Annotated in this window: 14 protein-coding genes, 2 pseudogenes and 3 CRISPR repeat arrays; of the genes and pseudogenes, 7 read left to right on the plus strand and 9 right to left on the minus strand. The window is 71.0% G+C overall.

Annotation, left to right across the window (positions count from 1 at the left end; all coding sequences use genetic code 11):
* Positions 1-89: 89 nt before the first annotated feature.
* Positions 90-686, plus strand: a complete 597-nt coding sequence (locus ACLJPL_RS07170; protein WP_411079840.1) for an MBL fold metallo-hydrolase — start codon at positions 90-92, stop codon at positions 684-686.
* 103 nt (positions 687-789) lie between these two features.
* Here the strand turns inward: ACLJPL_RS07170 and ACLJPL_RS07175 are convergent, their stop codons facing one another.
* The 6 genes and pseudogenes from ACLJPL_RS07175 to ACLJPL_RS07200 all read right to left on the minus strand — a co-directional run bounded on the left by ACLJPL_RS07175 (position 790) and on the right by ACLJPL_RS07200 (position 6,155).
* Positions 790-2,007: a MarR family transcriptional regulator gene (locus tag ACLJPL_RS07175; protein ID WP_411079841.1), complete on the minus strand. Its 1,218-nt coding sequence runs from the start codon at positions 2,005-2,007 to the stop codon at positions 790-792.
* Positions 2,008-2,400: 393 nt separating this feature from the next.
* Positions 2,401-2,814 carry an NUDIX hydrolase gene (locus ACLJPL_RS07180; RefSeq protein ID WP_411079842.1) on the minus strand — a complete coding sequence of 138 codons (414 nt, stop codon included), beginning with the start codon at positions 2,812-2,814 and terminating at the stop codon, positions 2,401-2,403.
* Positions 2,811-3,002 (minus strand): annotated as a pseudogene (locus ACLJPL_RS07185) (NUDIX hydrolase); the annotation flags it as partial. The pseudogene ACLJPL_RS07185 and the gene ACLJPL_RS07180, both read right to left, overlap by 4 nt.
* Positions 3,003-3,029: 27 nt before the next feature.
* A CRISPR array of direct repeats spans positions 3,030-3,730; the repeat unit is 29 nt; unit sequence GGGACCACCCCCGCGTGCGCGGGGACCAC.
* A gap of 350 nt (positions 3,731-4,080) precedes the next feature.
* A complete protein-coding gene (locus tag ACLJPL_RS07190) occupies positions 4,081-4,662 on the minus strand; it encodes an HD domain-containing protein (protein ID WP_411079843.1) in 582 nt (193 codons plus the stop codon).
* 387 nt (positions 4,663-5,049) lie between these two features.
* Positions 5,050-5,535 carry a hypothetical protein gene (locus tag ACLJPL_RS07195; RefSeq protein WP_411079844.1) on the minus strand — a complete coding sequence of 162 codons (486 nt, stop codon included), beginning with the start codon at positions 5,533-5,535 and terminating at the stop codon, positions 5,050-5,052.
* 11 nt (positions 5,536-5,546) lie between these two features.
* The gene (locus tag ACLJPL_RS07200) at positions 5,547-6,155 is read right to left on the minus strand and encodes a hypothetical protein (protein WP_411079845.1); all 609 of its coding nucleotides are present in this window, start codon (positions 6,153-6,155) and stop codon (positions 5,547-5,549) included.
* Between the two features lie 269 nt (positions 6,156-6,424).
* Positions 6,425-7,307: a CRISPR direct-repeat array (repeat unit 29 nt; unit sequence GGGACCACCCCCGCGTGCGCGGGGACCAC).
* A 268-nt stretch (positions 7,308-7,575) separates the two neighbouring features.
* Between ACLJPL_RS07200 and ACLJPL_RS07205 the strand changes: the two are divergent.
* The 5 genes and pseudogenes from ACLJPL_RS07205 to ACLJPL_RS07225 form a co-directional block, all read left to right on the plus strand.
* A pseudogene (locus tag ACLJPL_RS07205) lies at positions 7,576-8,104 on the plus strand (HAD family hydrolase); the annotation flags it as partial.
* A gap of 344 nt (positions 8,105-8,448) precedes the next feature.
* Positions 8,449-9,087 carry an HAD family hydrolase gene (locus ACLJPL_RS07210; RefSeq protein ID WP_411079846.1) on the plus strand — a complete coding sequence of 213 codons (639 nt, stop codon included), beginning with the start codon at positions 8,449-8,451 and terminating at the stop codon, positions 9,085-9,087.
* Between the two features lie 44 nt (positions 9,088-9,131).
* Positions 9,132-10,316, plus strand: coding sequence for a helix-turn-helix domain-containing protein (locus ACLJPL_RS07215; protein ID WP_411079847.1), 1,185 nt, complete (start codon positions 9,132-9,134; stop codon positions 10,314-10,316).
* Between the two features lie 636 nt (positions 10,317-10,952).
* Positions 10,953-11,078: a hypothetical protein gene (locus ACLJPL_RS07220; protein WP_411079848.1), complete on the plus strand. Its 126-nt coding sequence runs from the start codon at positions 10,953-10,955 to the stop codon at positions 11,076-11,078.
* A complete protein-coding gene (locus tag ACLJPL_RS07225; RefSeq protein WP_411079849.1) occupies positions 11,075-12,169 on the plus strand; it encodes a methyltransferase domain-containing protein in 1,095 nt (364 codons plus the stop codon). The genes ACLJPL_RS07220 and ACLJPL_RS07225 overlap by 4 nt, the downstream gene beginning before the upstream one ends.
* A 90-nt stretch (positions 12,170-12,259) precedes the next feature.
* A CRISPR array of direct repeats spans positions 12,260-12,776; the repeat unit is 29 nt; unit sequence GGGACCACCCCCGCGTGCGCGGGGACCAC.
* A 257-nt stretch (positions 12,777-13,033) separates the two neighbouring features.
* Here ACLJPL_RS07225 and ACLJPL_RS07230 read toward each other — a convergent pair.
* Complete coding sequence (locus ACLJPL_RS07230; RefSeq protein WP_411079850.1) at positions 13,034-13,738, minus strand: uridine kinase; 705 nt, start codon at positions 13,736-13,738, stop codon at positions 13,034-13,036.
* Positions 13,739-13,955: 217 nt separating this feature from the next.
* On the opposite strand from ACLJPL_RS07230, the gene ACLJPL_RS07235 reads away from it, so the two are divergent.
* Positions 13,956-14,549, plus strand: a complete 594-nt coding sequence (locus ACLJPL_RS07235; RefSeq protein WP_411079851.1) for a hypothetical protein — start codon at positions 13,956-13,958, stop codon at positions 14,547-14,549.
* Positions 14,550-14,617: 68 nt separating this feature from the next.
* Here ACLJPL_RS07235 and ACLJPL_RS07240 read toward each other — a convergent pair whose 3' ends face one another.
* Together ACLJPL_RS07240 and ACLJPL_RS07245 are read right to left on the minus strand one after the other, a co-directional pair.
* Complete coding sequence (locus tag ACLJPL_RS07240) at positions 14,618-15,154, minus strand: VOC family protein (protein ID WP_411079852.1); 537 nt, start codon at positions 15,152-15,154, stop codon at positions 14,618-14,620.
* A 251-nt stretch (positions 15,155-15,405) separates the two neighbouring features.
* On the minus strand, positions 15,406-16,506 hold the full coding sequence (locus tag ACLJPL_RS07245; protein WP_411079853.1) for a citrate synthase 2: 1,101 nt from the start codon (positions 16,504-16,506) through the stop codon (positions 15,406-15,408).
* Between the last annotated feature and the right edge of the window lie 194 nt (positions 16,507-16,700).

A 16,700-nucleotide genomic window follows, 5' to 3' on the forward strand; every position in this document is an offset into this window, starting at 1 on the left:
CAGGCGGAGTCGGACGTGTGCCGCGTTCGGACGTGTTCGGTGTTCGGGCGTGTGCCGTGTGCGGTGCGGCTGCCGTACGTTGGGACACCATGCAGATCACGAAGTACACCCACGCATGTGTACGGTTCGAGCACGACGGCCGGGTGCTGGTCATCGATCCCGGGATATGGAGCGAACCGGCCGCCCTGATCGGCGCGGACGCGGTGCTGGTGACTCACGAACACGCCGATCACATCGACGTCCTTCGCCTGGCCGGGCTCGGCGTCCCGGTCTACGCCCCGGCCGAAGCGGCCATTCCACGGCTGGAGTTCACGGCGGTGTCCTCCGGCGCGGAGTTCACCGCTGCGGGCTTCCGCGTACAGGCGGTCGGCGGGCGTCACGCGTTCATCTACGCCGGCCAACCGGACTGCGCGAACCTCGGCTACATCGTCGACGAGGCGGTCTACCACCCCGGTGACTCGCTGCACGTCCCCGAGCAGCCGATCGACACGCTTCTGGTTCCGGCCCAGGGATCATGGATGAGGACGGCGGAGGCGATCGACTTCGTCAAGGCGATCGACCCGCGGCGGGCGTTCCCGATACACGACGCCCAGATCAACGATCGCGGCCTGAGCAGCGTCAACGGCTGGCTCGCCCAGGAGACCGGGAGCGCGTACCGCTATCTGGCACCCGGCGAATCCGTCTGAGCGATATCGGACTCGCCCTGATCAGATCAGATGAGATCTGCCCAGCCCAGCCCAGCCCTGACCTGCCCTGATCAACGGTTCCCGGACTCATAGGTTCCCGGACTCATACGGACGTGAGCAGTTCACGGAGGTTGCTCATATGCGCCCTGACGTCGGGACCTTCGGCGGGAAAGACCGGGGCCTCGCTCGCCTCCGGGCGGTGGGCGTCGCGACAGGGGCGGCAGAGGCCGTCCGGGAGGGCTTCGGGACGGCCGGGGGTGCCGCAGCCGGTGCACTCCAGGAGGACGCGGCGGGCAGGCCCGCCGGAAGGGGGGCCTTCGGCGGGCAGCAGGGGCGGGATCTTGTCGGTGAGTCGACGCCGGAGGAAGCCCACGGGGGAGTCGACATGGGCGGGGAGCCCCGCGGTGAGGGCGGCGGTCAGGTAGTCGGCGCTCACACCCCGGACGAGCCACTCCGCCGCCTGCGCCTCCAGGACCGCGCAGTCGGCGGCGGAGAGGGCGAGCCGGTGGTCCTGACGACCGAGACGGGCGAGGGCGAGGTACGCGGGGGAGGGCGGCGCTGCGGGGGCGGGGGCCGGGTGCTTGGGCGCCGGGTCCGGGGGCGGGGCCGGGGCCGTTCCCGGTTCGGGAGGTGCGGGCACTGCGTGCGAGGCCGGGGCCGGGGGCTTGGGCGCTGCGTCCGGGATCGGGGGCGGGGGCGTTTCCGGGGCGGGAGGCGTGAGTGCGGCATCCGGTGCCGGGACTTGGGTGTGGGCTTGGCTGCGCTGATGCGGTACGGGGGTGGGCTCCGGGCCCTGTTCCGTACGGGGGTTCTCCGGCGGCGCGGGCGGCGACTCCGGGTTCGGGACCCAGGGCGGCGGGAGGGCCGCGCCGGGGCCTGAGGCGTCCGGAGGGGAACTCCCGACCCCGGCTCCGGCGGCGTTCTCGGCGGCGAGAAAGGCGTTCCACCACTCGTTGTCGCGGGCGGTGCGGGACCAGAACGTGCGAAAGGCCCACCGAGTCTCGCCGCCCACGCCGATCGCGCACCGTACGCGCCGGAGGTGCCCGGCGACGGAGAGGGCGGTCAGCGCGGTGCTGATGGCCTGCTGCCCGTAGAGCGGAAGCTGCTTGGCCAGTTGCTTGACGCTCATGGCCGCCCCTTCGGGAAGGTGGTCGACGAACCCGGCGACGTACCGCTCGCGAGTAGGCAGAAGGGCGAAGTCATGGCTGGCTCGGGGCAGTTGGCTCGGCGCGGAACGTTTGCCGTACCCGGGCTTGGCCATCGGGTAGGCGGTGGAGCGTGCGGGGGTGAGCGGGGCGGGGCTAGGGTGCTGGGTAGCCACGGGATCGACTTTCTAGGGTAGCGATCTTGCGGTGAGACCCCGGCCTGGTGCTTCGAACACCGCGTCGGGGTCGCTTGGTTCTGGAACCGTAAGCAGTCGTGACGCTCCGCCGCAAGCTGTCACGATTAGTCATACTTGCTGACCGTGACGGGTGGGGGAGGTGGGGAGGGTTTCCCCAACCCCCTTCTTCTACCTACCTGTTAAAGAAGGAGCTCGACCCTCGGCCCTCGCAGCCCGAAGCCCGAATCTCGAACACCAAGCCTCGACCCGGGCCCCCACGCACGTACCCCCGCAAGAGTGAACCGACTTCCCCGGGGCTCGGGTCTTGAGTCGCGGGACCCGAGCCTCGGGGGGGCGACCTCTCTTGCGCGGAGTCGACGCGCCATTCCCCTCTCAAGCGCTCAAGGCGCCGTCAAGGTATTCCTGAACGGGCTGGAACAGGCCGTACGGCACGTACTGCGGGATCTCGCTGGGGGCGACCCAGGCCAGTTCGGCGAGCTCCTCGGTGTCCGCGACGTGGGCCGTGCCGTCCAGCACCTCGCAGGCGGTGTACGACATCAGTCGGCCCGTCTTCGGGTGGACGCGTTCGCCGAGCAGTTTCACGGCCGTCACGGTCAGCCCGGTCTCTTCCTTGGTCTCCCGTACGGCGGCGTCCTCGCGGACCTCGCCGGGCTCGACCTCCCCGGCAGGGAACTGCCAGGAGAGCTGCCCCTCGCTCACCCGGCGGCGGACCATGAGAACACGGCCTTCGTGAACGACGATGGCGGCGGCGATGCCCGGCCGCTCGTCCGTGGTCTGCTGCGTCACGTCTGCTCCTCCAGGGCGGCCAGGATGGGTGGGAAGATCGTATCGACGGAGATGAAGCGGGGCACGGCGTTTCTGGGCACCCACATCACGTCGATGTTCTCCGCGGTATCGCTGTTGGTGGCTTCGCCGGCCAGGTACTCGCAGAGGACGTCGGTCGCGGGGTGAAGGCGGTTCCTGAGGTGCCTACGGGGATGGCGAATGCCCCCCGATCTCGATGGACCACCCCCGCGTGCGCGGGGACCACGTGGAGACGAATTGCTCCTGCAGGGCTGTGCGGGGACCACCCCCGCGTGCGCGGGGACCACTCGGGCATCGTCGGGTGCGTCGCGGGCACCGCGGGACCACCCCCGCGTGCGCGGGGACCACGTCGGCTGGCTGCTCGGGGAGAGGGCGGCCGCGGGACCACCCCCGCGTGCGCGGGAACCACATGGTCGAACACCAACTCGGCCTCCCGCAGGCGGGACCACCCCCGCGTGCGCGGGGACCACGAGGCGGAGGTCGTCATCAGGCGTCGTCGCATGGGACCACCCCCGCGTGCGCGGGGACCACTTCCTCCGCATCTCCCCGTCGGTTGTCGCGCCGGGACCACCCCCGCGTGCGCGGGGACCACCCCTCGCAGGGGACGTTCACGCGGAGCTTGGAGGGACCACCCCCGCGTGCGCGGGGACCACCCGCCGAGGCCGAGAAGGCGACGCACCTCATCGGGACCACCCCCGCGTGCGCGGGGACCACCCGACCAGGGAAGCGCCGTAGACCCGCTGCACGGGACCACCCCCGCGTGCGCGGGGACCACCCTCTGGACCGCGGCCGGTGGCCCGATGCTGGTGGGACCACCCCCGCGTGCGCGGGGACCACCGCGACGGCGGCGGCGGCGGAGGCATGTCCCAGGGACCACCCCCGCGTGCGCGGGGACCACAGTTCCTGACCTGGTGGTTTATGTCGGCAGAGGCTCGTTTTTCTTCACTTCTTGAGAAACGGACATATCTACCGGTCCCCCCAGTGATCCTCAGATGAAAGCCGTGCGGCCCCCATTATCTCGATGCGTCACTTCCGCAATGCGACCGCAGCAGCGGAAGCGGGCTGGGTGGCGGTGCTTTCCTGTGCCCCTGGTCGCCTCCACGATCGCCCCACGATGCGCGCGGAGGCGTTCGACGTAGGCGAGTGTCTGGTGAACAAGACCCGGGAGTAAGGCACCTGGGCCGGCCGGCCGACCAACCGACCGGCCCGGTGCCGTGTCGGAGAGCGCCCCTCACTCCGGACCCAGGGCTATTTCTCGCCCTCCCCGAGGGCGGTGCGGAGCCAGTCGATCGTCCCCTGAGCCAGGAGCTCATCGGCCAGCTCGTTCGCAGTCTTCGTGATGAGGCGACGACGACTGTTGTCGATCCAGCGCTGGGCGTTCTCGTAGCCCTGATTCTTGTACTCGATGCCCTGGAGGAGGCATTCCAGCTTGTCCGCGTCGCGAGCGCAGACCGCCTCCGGTGACTCCTTCGCCTCGTATTCCGCCACCAGCTCGCGGACCGCCGAGGCCAGGATCTCGGGCATACCCGCCGTCTGGTCGGCCGTGACTTCCTGAGGGTCGCCGGCGGGCGCGTACTTCTTCCCGAGGTGGTTCACGTCCCCGGTCCGGCTCTCCTGCGTGTCGTGCCACACAGCGAGGTAGGCGGCTCGGGCGGGGTCGGCGCCCTCCAGCTTCGCAATGATCGTGGCGATCAGCGCCGTACGCCACGAGTGCTCGGCGACGCTCTCGGGGTCACGGACCCCAGCCATCCACCAGCCCGTGCGCCGCGTCTGCTTCAGCGTGCCCGCCTCGTACAGAAAGCGGCCCACCGCAGACAGGTCGTCAGCCACGATCCCCTCCTCTCATGTCACGATCCTGAACGTGCGGGTGACCGTGTCCCCCTCCCGCGCTCAGCCCGTTAACTCGGCCATCTCACGGCGATCTCCTCGTCTGCCAGCGGGTCCTTGCCCATCGTCAGCTCCCCTCGATCACCGGATCAGGGCCTCCGCGACGCCCCGCCCGATCGCTTCATCGTGCCACGGACGCGGAGGTCCGAGGGGAAGGTCGCACGGCCTCACCGCCGCCCCTAGTCTCGCCGCGTGAGGACGTTCGTGTTCGGCATCGGTGAGACTCTCGGCCGTGACCACCGTTACTGGACGGACTGGGAGCGGGGGAACGTCCTCGCATGCGGCGGACGCACCCGGCTTCGGCGGCGGGGGGCTTTCGTGCGTCCAGGGCTACCCGCGACGAGCGGCCCCGGCGGGCCAGACCACGTCGACGGCCAGCCCTGCCTGTCGGGCCTGTTCGACGGTGTCAGCAGTGCCGCCCCCCTTACCCGATGGGGGCGTGCCGTCCCAGACCGCGACGAGGCGGTCAGCTCGGCGCAGCAGCTCGGCATTGGCCGCCTCGTAGGCAGCCCGGTTCGCTGTTGGGTGGGGCAGAGTCACCACGTCCTCGGCGGCCTCGACGAGATGGTCGAAGACGGCGGCGTGGTCAGACTTAACCTTCGCTGCGCGGTAGTCCTGGGAGGGGATCACCGCGACGAGACGGCCGCCGATGGCGGTGACCTCTTCCGCGAAGAGGCTGTCCGACCCGGCGGCGATGCAGGAGACGCCGGTCAGGTCGTCGCTGTACTCGGCGAGCAGCTCGCGCAGCGCGGCCCGTACCAGCGGCACGCTCTCGTCGGTCAGGTCCATGTGCCCAGTCACGGCAAGTGTCGTCATGCGCCTGTTCCTCAGCTCGACAGCAGGTCGCGGATACTATCGCGCGCCTCGCGCACTGGACGCGACGCACTGTGCCCCACGGTGTAGGGGTACAGCTGCCCAAGCTGCGTACGGACACGCCCCGACTGGGTGCCTCGCGCGGCCTGCACGGCCAGGCCCGTTTCGGTGGCGGCCGCTTGAAGATCTCCGGTGAGGAACTGACATTCGGCCAGGCCGATGCGGTCGAGTGCGTGGGAGCGCCCGGCTTCCGCACCTCGGGACGACAGGGCAGTCCGAATCGCCTCTGCGGCCTCTGCGGCCTCTGCGGCCTCTGCGGCGTGCCGACGTGGGTCGGTGCGCGCGAGGTCGAGGAGTCGGCCTCCGGTAACCCCCGCGAGTTCAGCCTCGTCGAAGTAGGCGATCCAGTAAGGCTCGTCGCTGTCGGTACCGGCACCGGCGAGGTCCTCGGCCGCCTTGGCGGTGGCCCGGTGGAATCCGGCGGTGCGCCCTTGTGCGGCGTAGGCCCAGGCTTCGCGGGTGTGGAGCATGGCGCGGGCCCGGGGACCGATCACGTCGCGGGCGCCCTCCAGAGCAAGGTGGATCAGCTGGAGCGCGTCGTTGGCACGATCGCGGTAGAGCATCTGCCGAGCCATTCCGGCCAGCACGTTGGCCCCGAAAACGACGTCGCCTCCGGCGTGGGCGGCGTTGTTGCGGGGCGATGATGGCTGGGACGAGCCAGCCTTTGAGGCTGTCGAGGAGCGCGGCACCGGATACCGCAGTACTGGCAACTGCGCGAGTGAGGGCCCTTCGGCCCATCAAGAGATCACTCCTGGTGAGGTGGGCGGCGAGGCTCACGGTGGCGTCGGGCCGCCATGGGATCTCGTCTGTGTCCGGCCGGTCACCTGAGGCTCGAACGACCCCCGCGTACGCGGGGACCACAGCGGTCCGAACACGATGTTCCGGGCGCAGCTGGGTCCACCCCCGCGTGCGCGGGGACCACGCCTCGACCACAAGGGCGAGGTCGGCCGAGCGGGGACCACCCCCGCGTGCGCGGGGACCACCGGAGCAGCCCCCACTTCGCCCACGTCCGCCCGGGACCACCCCCGCGTGCGCGGGGACCACTCGTCGGGGGCCGGCCACCGCCCCTTGGAGACGGGACCACCCCCGCGTGCGCGGGGACCACGACGTCGACAAGATGACCAGCAGCCTGGCCCGGGGACCACCCCCGCGTGCGCGGGGACCACCTGGACCGGACCTTCGCGTCGCTGGTCGAGGTGGGACCACCCCCGCGTGCGCGGGGACCACCCGATTCCGAACGCCAGAGTGATCCTGTTTCGGGGACCACCCCCGCGTGCGCGGGGACCACCTGAGGGTGCGCCCGTTGTAGGCGCTGCTCCAGGGACCACCCCCGCGTGCGCGGGGACCACCGTGGGGCAGGAAGTCGTCATGTCGAAGCCGGAGGACCACCCCCGCGTGCGCGGGGACCACTCGCGCTCGCCTACGCGGGCACCGTGAACGCAGGGACCACCCCCGCGTGCGCGGGGACCACTATGTGATCAAGATCGGGTAGAGCGTCCGCAGGGGACCACCCCCGCGTGCGCGGGGACCACGTCGAACGCCGCAAGGAACCCGACCGCGAACGGGGACCACCCCCGCGTGCGCGGGGACCACAGGCGCTGTCTCTGGTTCAGGTACTTCGTCTAGGGACCACCCCCGCGTGCGCGGGGACCACGGAGATGTTCAGCGTCGGGCGCGGCGTGATCAGGGACCACCCCCGCGTGCGCGGGGACCACAGTTCCTGACCTGGTGGTTTATGTCGGCAGAGGCTCGTTTTTCTTCACTTCTTGAGAAACGGACATATCTACCGGTCTCCCCAGTGATCCTCAGATGAAAGCCGTGCGGCCCCATTATCTCGATGCGCCACGTCCGTAGCGCGACCGCAGCAGCATTCCCTCCGGACCGCGAACTCCATCCTGCCCCCTGAGCCAGGTTGCTGCGACGACCGCTGGAGCGGAAACGGGCAGGGTCATAACGGCGCTTTTGTGTGCCCCTGATCGCCCCATGATTCGCGCGGTGGTGTTCGACGTGGGCGAGTGCCTGGTCAACGAGACCCGGGAGTACGGCACCTGGGCCGACTGGCTCGGCGTCCCTCGCCACACCTTCGCCGTGCAGTTCGGGGCCGTGATCGCCCAGGGCAAGGACTACCGCGAGACGTTCCAGGTCTTCCGCCCCGGCTTCGACCTGACCGAGCAGCGCCAAGCGCGTGCGGATGCGGGACAGCCGGAGCACTTCGACGAGTCCGATCTTTACCCCGACGGCCGCGACAGCCTCAAGGCCCTCCGCGCCGAGGGGCTGTGGCTTGGCATCGCAGGCAACCAAACGGTGCGCGCCGGCGGCATCCTTCGTGACCTTTTCGCCCGGGACGTCGATCTGATCGGCACCTCCGACGACTGGGGGGGCGTCGAAGCCGGACCCGGAGTTCTTCCGCCGTGTCGCCGCCGTCGTCCCGGTCGAGCCCAGCGAGATCCTGTACGTCGGCGACCCCGTCGACAACGACCTGCGCCCCGGTGCCGCAGCGGGCATGCATACGGAAAGCGAGCCGCCGGAGTCGGGCCATCAGCCACGGCCCCGTGGTGGCCGACGAGCCGTTCGGCGTCCGCGACGTTCACGATCATCGCTACGCCGCCGTGGTGCCGGATCCTGAACGTGCGGGTGATCGTGTCCCCCTCCCGCGCCCAGCCCGGCAACTCAGCCGACCTCACGGCGATCTCCTCGTCCGCCAGCGGAAACTTGCCCATCGTCAGCTCCACTCGGTCACCGGTGCCAGAGCCCCCGAGGGGCCCCGGCCGGCCGCGACCCGTTTCATCGGGCCACGGGCGCAGGGACCCGGAGGGGGAGGTCGCGCGGCCTCACCGCCGCCCCTAGTCTCGTCGCGTGAAGACGTTCGTGTTCGACATCGGTGAGACTCTCGTCCGTGACGACCGTTACTGGGGATCCTGGGCCGACTGGCTCGGCGTCCCCCGGCACACCCTGTCGGCCCTCGTCGGCGCCGTCACCGCTCAAGGGCTGGACAACTCCGAAGCGCTGAAGCTCGTGAAACCGGGCATCGACATTCCCGCCGAATACGCTGCCCGGACGGCAGCCGGACGAGGCGAGTACCTCGATGAATCCGATCTGTACGAGGACGTCCGCCCCGCGCTCGCCGGACTGCGGGAACTTGGGATGCGCGTCGTCGTCGCGGGCAACCAGACAGTGCGCGCCGGTGAACTGCTCCGGGCACTGGATCTTCCCGCCGACCTCGTGGCGACCTCCGGGGAATGGGGCTGCGCCAAGCCTTCGGCGGAGTTCTTCGCACGAGTCCTGGACGCGTCCGGCGCCCCAGCGGGGGAGACCGTGTACGTCGGTGACCATCCAGCGAACGACACCCTCCCCGCCGCCGGAGCCGGACTGCGCACGGCGCACATCCGCCGCGGCCCATGGGGGCATCTGTGGGCGGACGACGTACAGGTACGCGGGAAGGCCGACTGGGTGTTGGGCTCCCTCGCGGAGCTGACTGCGATCGCGGAAGAATAGACGAAACCGCATCCGCACCGTCATCGCGCGGGTACGTTCAGTGGGTGTCCGCCGACAGCCCACGTGAGATCGGTGAGCGCATCGCCGCCCGCCGCCGTGCACGCCGCCTTACCCAAACCGCCCTCGCCGCAGCCGCCCACGTCTCGTACGCGACTGTCCGGGCCATCGAGCGAGGAGCCCGTAGTCCCGGCGACGACGTACTGGAGGCGATCGCCGACACCCTCGACGTGGACGCCGCACAACTGCGTACGGGATACCTGGGCGCAGAGCGGCGCGTCCACCGAGCGCTCCCCGCCTTGTCGGAGGTGATCGCCGGATACGACCTCCCCCTGGGCCCGCCGATTCGTCCGCCTGGGCAGCTGGCCGAGGGGATCACCACCGCTATGGACTGGCGTCTTCGTGCCCAATACGGCCGGATCGCGGCCACCGTCCCCGATCTGCTGGCCGATGCCATTCGGTACGTTCACACCGCTCCCAGCGTCGAACACCGCCACGCCGCAAGGATGTTGGCCTCCGCTGCCCGAACCGCCGATGCCCTGGCCTACAAGCACGGGGCGCGTGATCTCTCCGCGCGGCTCATCGACCTGATGCGCTGGGCGGCCGACCGTGCCGCTGATCCCCTCGTCCGTGCGACGGCCGCATACGTTCGCGCCGAGACGTTCTTCGCCGCTCGCTCTCACACAGCCGGCCTTGTCTCGCTGGAGCGTGCCGTCGATGCCTCTCCGCCGCCGACCGGGCGTACGGAGGCAGCCATTCGCGGTGCCCTGCACATGAGGGCCGCCGTGATCGCGAGTCGCGCCGGCAGCACGGACGCGGCCGACACCCACTTGACCCACGCTCGACAGCTGGGTGACCAAGTCGGCCGAGAAGGAACGTACTTGGGTACGACATTCGGTCCCGAGAGCGTGCGCGTCCACGAGGTGTCCATCGCGGTCGGCCTCGGGCCCGAGCACGTCGACCGCGCCCTTCGTGCCGCCCACGCGTGGAAGCCGAGCGCCGACGTGCCGGCCGAGCGCCGCAGTGGGTTCTACATCGAGCTCGCCAGGGCACAGGACTGGGCAGGTCGACCCGTGGACGCCTTCGACAGCCTGAAGACGGCTCGTGCCGTGGCACCGCAGCACACGCGCGAACACCCCTGGGTCCGCGAGGTCGTCAGGAATTTACGCCGCTTCCATCGCGCCGACGCCGAGAGCCTGTCGCACTTCGCCCGCTGGGCCGGCGCTGTCTAGATCGATGGCCAACTGCTACAGGCTGTAGCAGTTGGGCCGCTTCCGAGCACCGATCCTCTACCTGTCCGGAACATAGGTAGAGGAGGCTGGATGACCACCCCCGCACGCGGGACCCCTGCTGGGCGAGGCACCGCGTATGAAAGCAGCGACACCGCGTACCGCACACTCTTGGGCCACTCGACGGCCTGCCCCACCTGCCGTGCAGGGGTCTCCTGCCTCACAGCCGCCAAGCTCGGTCGCGCCTGGCGTGAGGCGCGCAGATGATCTGCGGCCGCTGCGACAAGGCCGATCCCGCAGGGGCAGGCGGAGAAGATCCCGATGTACGGGGCATCCGGCGCGGGTACGACGATCGTGCTGCATCGGGAGCCGTGCTCGATGCCTCGTCAGGAATCTCTGGCTTGGCCTCAGGGGGGCCGGTGATCGCCCGGTCCGCGACGGACGTCCGTACCTGCGAAGCCTGCTGGAATGCGCCGGTAGCCGCTGTCCGGCGCACCTCTGGCGGTCGGGATCTCCTGTGCCGGTTGTGCGCCGAGGGAGGATACCCCCGCCGTGTCGACCTGTTCCCGCCGTACGGGATCTACGGGCTCCGCCGCCCGCCCAGCTGACCAATTCCTCAATACGATGGAGAAACACACGATGAGCACTACCCACGTTGACGACGGCAAGCACGGCGGGCCGCCCTCCGACAAGCCGTGGACGCCGCCCTCGGAGCCGAAGCCGTCCCCGGACGGCAGCCGCCCCCAGTACGCCCCGCAGTCGTGAGTACGGCACAGGAGATCCCCACGTACCCGGCTCTGGTGCAGGATCTAGCCGACCGAGGGCTGTTGGACGCCCGTTGGCGGCAGGTGTTCGAGGCCGTGCCGCGCAGCCGGTTCATTCCGATGGATGCCTGGCGGCAGTTGCCCGACCGGTGCGTGCCGGTCGCCGGCGGTACGGAGGCGTGGCTGGCGTTGGTGAACAGCGACGAGCCGGTCGTCACACAGCTCGACGACGGGGCCGAGGGCGGGCCCGGTGTGGCGACGTCGTCGAACTCGATGCCGTCGATGGTGGCCCGGATGCTCGGCCTGCTCCAGGTCGAGGACGGGCACCGGGTGCTGGAGATCGGGACCGGGACGGGGCACGTCGCCGCGCTGCTCTGCGAGCGGTTGGGCGACGACCTGGTCCACAGCGTCGAGTTGGACCCTGTGGTGGCCCGGCAGGCGGCCGACGCCCTCGCGCAGGCCGGCTACCGGCCGCACCTGCGAGTGGGGGACGGTGAGCAGCCCTGGCCCGGCCTGGGGCTCGTCGACCGGCTGATCGCCACCTGCGCCCTGCGGCACGTCCCGTACGAGCTGATCCGGCAGGTCAGGCCCGGCGGCATCATCGTCGCCCCGCTCGCCCGGGAGTTCTGGTCGGGGGCCCTGGTCCAACTCCGTGTCCAGGACGACGGCACCGCGACCGGGCCGTTTCGCGGCGGGGCGATGTACATGCCGATGCGCTCCCACCGCGCGCCCGATCTCCACGAAGTGCGGGGCAAGGGGCGCGCCCGCGCCGCCGGCCTGGACCCCGCCCTGCTCCTCGACCTCGGCTTCGCCCTGTACGCCGGGGCCCGGCTGCCCGGGGTACGGCTCATCCATCAGGAGGTCCCGGAAGGCGCCCAGGTGTGGGTGACCCGCGAGGACGGGGCCGCCACGGGGGAGGAGGTGTGGCAGTACGGGCCCGGACTTCTGTGGGAGGAGATCGAACAGGCTTGGTGGGAGTACGAGTCGGCGGGACGCCCTGACGCCGAGCAATTCGGGCTGACCGTGGGCGACCGGGGACAGCATGTGTGGCTGCGTGACCCGAATGAGGTCATCCGGGCCAGGAGGGGTTAGGCGGCCAGGGGGCCCACCGTACGCACGGTGGGCCCCCTGCTTGCTAGTTGCTTGCCAGCCTTGCGACCCACGGGGCGGAGCAGGGGAGCCGGCAGCAGCCCCGCGTGCGTGGGGACCACGCCATACGCACCGACCGGGTCAGGCCCGTGGCGGGACCACCCCCGCGTGCGCGGGGACCACAGCAGGTCCTTGCGGAGCCGGGCCTCTTGGACGGGACCACCCCCGCGTGCGCGGGGGCCACTGGAGGCCGCACCGGCCGCAGGAGTACGTCGCGGGACCACCCCCGCGTGCGCGGGGACCACTTCGCCGGGTCCACCTGGAAGTGGTTGGCGATGGGACCACCCCCGCGTGCGCGGGGACCACTCGGACGGGAAGGTCGCCGGCGGGCTCAGCGAGGGACCACCCCCGCGTGCGCGGGGACCACCTGAGATGTGCCGCACGAACGCTGACCTCCTCGGGACCACCCCCGCGTGCGCGGGGACCACCCCACGATGATGCCGAGGAACGCAAGGTCGGGAGGACCACCCCCGCGTGCGCGGGGACCACAAAAGCGACGCGTTGCGGCGGCCGGTCCAGGAGGGACCACCCCCGCGTGCGCGGGGACCACCGTTCGTGACCTGCGGGTTTAGGTGGTGGGGAGCCTGTTTTCCCTTACTTCTTGAGAAACGGACATATCTCCCGCCCTCCCCCGCGTGCGGCCTTCCGTCAGAAGCTGTGCAGCCCCCATTATTCCGAAGCGCCACCGCCGCCACGCACACACCCGCCCGCGAAGTCCGGAAGCCGCCGCAGGCGAAGCGAGCGTCGGCCGATGAGCGGCGTTCGTCTCGGTGGCGGCGGGCTGGGGCGGCAATCGGGCAGCGGCGGCTAGCCGTTGGTGAGGCGGGGGCGGGCGAAGTCCGTGTTGTCGATGATCGCGTTCATCCTCGGCAGCGGGTCCACCTCCTCCAAGTAGAGGCGCTCGGCTGCCAAGTAGCGGTCGCGGTGGAGGGCCTCCGCGGTCGAGCCCGCCCAGTCCTGGTCGCGCTCCGCGCCCCGGCGTACGGAGAGTTCGGCGTCGACGTCCAGCCAGATGCGGAAGTCCCAGTACGGGTCGATCTCCGGGCGGAACGCGAAGACGCCGTCCACGATCAGTACCGAGTCCGGGGTGAGCGGGGTCGTCCGCGTCGAGTGGTCCCGTTGGGTGAGCGGGTCGATCGAGCAGAGGGCGCAGGACGTGGCCTCGGGGGAGCGGCTGGGGTCCAGCAGGAGGCGCTTGGCCGTTTCGTAGTCGTACGCGTTGCGGTAGTAGCCCTCGCCGGACTCCCGGTCGTACAGGTGGCGGTCCTTCCACGGGTTCTTGAAGTCGTCCAGTGTGGCCCGCAACACCGGACGCCCCGACTCGGCTATCCGCGCCGCGAGTTCATGGCCGAAGCTCGTCTTTCCCGCTGCCGTGAAGCCGTCGATGCCCACGAGCAGGCGGCCCGGTGCGCGGGCCAGGGCCCGTTGCGCGATCGATGCGACCAGGCGGGTCCGGTCGGCCGAGGCCGGCGGCGGGCAGGGCTGTTGCCAGGAGGAGGTCGAAAGGTGCACGTCTGTCGATGCCGATGCCGATGCCGATGCTGATGTCGATGTTGCTGGTGTTGTCGCTGCTGCCTCATGTGAACCCATGCAACGAACCTAGGCAGGGCGGAGCCGGAGGGGGTAGGCATCTCGGTCGACCGACACCCGTTGTCAGTGGGGTCTGTCACAGTGAGTGGTGTCGGACAGCGGCCCGTGAGCGGGCGGCAGTCAGGGGGGAGAGATCGCCGTGGGAGATTACTTCCAGACCATCGTGGATCGCGACGTCACCGAGGACGCCGCCGGGCCGCTGGCCGCCCGTGTCGTGGCGTGGCTGGTGGCTGAGGGAGTCATCGGGGCCGACCGCACCGAACCCGGGTTCGGCGCCGGGCCCGGATACCCGCCGGGGCCCCGCATACGGGCGGTCGTCGACAGCCGGGGGTGGAGCGAGCCGTGGCAGGGCGGGGCGCTCGACGTCGTCACCGGGCGCACCGTGTTCGACGCCGGGCAGGGGGCCGACCCCTCCTCGGTGGACTGCCCGCGGTGTGAGCGGTCCACCGAGTTCCACGACGAGGACTGGGAGGAGATACCCGGGGCCTGGGAACCCTTCTCCGTTGCGATCGCCGATTGGGGGGCGGGTGGCGGCGGTCAGGGCCTTGTGGAGTGTGCGCACTGCGCTGTCACGTCGCCGCTCACCGAGTGGACCGGCATGGAGGACTGCTTCGCCTTCGGTGCGCTGGGCTTCACCTTCTGGGGGTGGCCCGAGCTGGCCCCGGACTTCCTCGCAGCCTTCGACCGCCGGCTGGGCGGTCACCGTACGGCCCTCGTGCGCGGGAAGCTCTGAGCCGAGCGTTGGCGTGGAGAGGTGCACTGCCCCGTCGCCCGTCGGTACCGCCGTGTCCCGGCGATCTGTTACGCCGACGCCGCATCCGGCTCCATCGGGCCCGCCTTCTCGTGCGGGCCCGGGGTCACCGCGTCCGCTGCCGTCAGCTCGTCCTGTGCCTTGATGTCGCGGGTCTGCTCCTCCACCCACTCGGGGCTGATCGCCGGGGTCTCGCCCGGGACCTGGTCGGTGACGAACAGGCAGAACGGGTGGCCCACCGGGTCGAACAGCACCCGTACGTCGTGCTGCGGCTGGAACTCCGCCGGTGTCGCGCCCTCCGCCACCGCGTGGGCCACGCCCGCCTCCAGGTCCGTCACCTCGAAGTCCAGGTGCAGCATCATCAGCTGGTCGCCGGGGGACGCGGGCCAGACCGGGGCGACGTACGCCTTCTCCGTCTGGAAGCTGATGCCCGCGCCGCCGCCCGGCGGGAGGAGCTTCACCCAGTCCGGCTCCTCCTGCACCGGCTCCCACCCCAGGAGGCGGCGGTAGAAGTCCGCCAGTTCCGCCGCGTCCGGGGCGTCGAGCACGGTGCTGGACAGGGTCAGGGTCGGTCGGGGGGTGGTCACGGTGGGCCTCCTCGTGCCGGAGGTGCGCCGACGATGCGCCGCACCCGGGTTGTGCCGGTACGTGTACCCCGTCGTCGCCCATCCACCGGGGAGGGCGCTCCGGCCGGGCCGGCCCCTGCCCACCCCTGGTCCGGCCCAGCCCCGACCCCGGCCTGTCTCCGACCCGCCCCGGCCCCGACCCCGACCCGACCCCGGCCTGTCTCCGACCCGCCCCGGCCCCGACCCGGCCCGGCCCCACCGGGGCCCACCCCTCACCCCACGATGTCCGCGTAACCCTCGATCTCGCGCGGGTTCCGCGTGCCCGGGCCCACGTATGTCGCGGACGGGCGCACCAGGCGGCCCGTGCGCTTCTGCTCCAGGATGTGCGCCGACCAGCCCGCCGTACGGGCGCACGAGAACATCGACGTGAACATGTGCGCCGGGACCTCCGCGAAGTCCAGCACGATCGCCGCCCAGAACTCCACGTTCGTCGCCAGCACGCGGTCCGGACGGCGCGCGTGCAACTCCTCCAGCGCCGCCTTCTCCAGCGCCTCCGCCACCTCGAAGCGCGGCGCGGCCAGCTCGCGGGCCGTGCGGCGCAGGACGCGGGCGCGCGGGTCCTCGGCGCGGTAGACGCGGTGGCCGAAGCCCATCAGGCGCTCGCCCCGGTCCAGCGCCTGCTTCACATACGCGCTGGCGTCCCCCGTACGCTCGATCTCCTCGATCATGCCGAGGACCCGGGACGGGGCCCCGCCGTGCAGCGGGCCCGACATCGCGCCCACCGCTCCGGACAGCGCGGCCGCGACGTCCGCCCCCGTCGACGCGATGACCCGGGCGGTGAACGTGGAGGCGTTCATCCCGTGCTCGGCCGCCGAGGTCCAGTACGCGTCCACCGCCTTCACGTGCTTCGGGTCCGGCTCGCCGCGCCAGCGGATCATGAACCGTTCCACCACCGACTGCGCCTTGTCGATCTCGCTCTGCGGCACCATCGGCAGCCCCTGCCCGCGTGCCGACTGGGCGACGTACGACAGCGCCATCACGGCGGCCCGCGCCAGGTCGTCCCGGGCGGTCGCCTCGTCGATGTCCAGCAGCGGCTTCAGGCCCCACACGGGCGCCAGCATCGCCAGCGCGGACTGCACGTCCACCCGGATGTCACCGGAGTGCACGGGGATCGGGAACGGCTCGGCCGGCGGCAGCCCGGGGTTGAACGCCCCGTCCACCAGCAGGCCCCAGACATTGCCGAACGAGACGTGACCGACCAGATCCTCGATGTCGACCCCGCGGTAGCGGAGCGAACCGCCTTCCTTGTCCGGTTCGGCGATCTCCGTTTCGAATGCGACGACTCCCTCAAGACCGGGTACGAAGTCGGACATCAGGCGGCTCCCTCAGTTCGGCGGCGGATGGGCCACGGCCACTTCCGTACGCATACGGAACCGTACGCATACGAATGCCGACGCCCGAAGCCCGGCGTCCGGTGTGCGGCGGACGGGCAACCGGTGTACGACGGCCGCGGCTGTGCGAAGGCCACAGGGGCCTGTCCCAAGATATTGGCGGGTACCCACGGAGC

Origin of the sequence: Streptomyces sp. cmx-18-6, from assembly GCF_046548915.1 — a bacterium.
In the GTDB taxonomy this organism is placed as follows: domain Bacteria; phylum Actinomycetota; class Actinomycetes; order Streptomycetales; family Streptomycetaceae; genus Streptomyces.